The organism is Pseudomonas sp. SIMBA_068 (assembly GCF_046534705.1).
GTDB classification, from domain to species: domain Bacteria; phylum Pseudomonadota; class Gammaproteobacteria; order Pseudomonadales; family Pseudomonadaceae; genus Aquipseudomonas; species Aquipseudomonas putida.
This window is the reverse complement of record NZ_JAWRYI010001254.1, coordinates 1-247: the sequence shown is the minus strand read 5'-3', so window position 1 is coordinate 247 and position 247 is coordinate 1. Positions and strand designations below refer to the sequence as shown.

Sequence of the window (247 nt, the reverse complement as noted above, 5' to 3'; positions counted from 1 at the left end):
CCTGATCATCGATGGCAACCTGAGCATGGGTGGCCTGGTGGCCTGCTACATGCTCAGCGGCCGCGCGCTCGGCCCACTGGGCCAGCTGAACGGGCTGCTCGCCCGCTACCAGCAGGCCAAGGTGACCATGGTTTCCACCGACCATATGATGGAGCTGCCGCAAGAGCGCAACTTCGAAGAGCGCCCGCTGAGCCGCAAGGTGCTGCAGGGTAGCGTCGAGTTCCGCGGGGTCGATTTTACCTATCCC

Annotated in this window: 1 pseudogene; it reads left to right on the top strand. The window is 64.4% G+C overall.

Features of this window, described 5'->3' with window-relative positions:
- A pseudogene (locus SB756_RS33570) lies at nt 1–247 on the top strand (type I secretion system permease/ATPase); the annotation flags it as partial.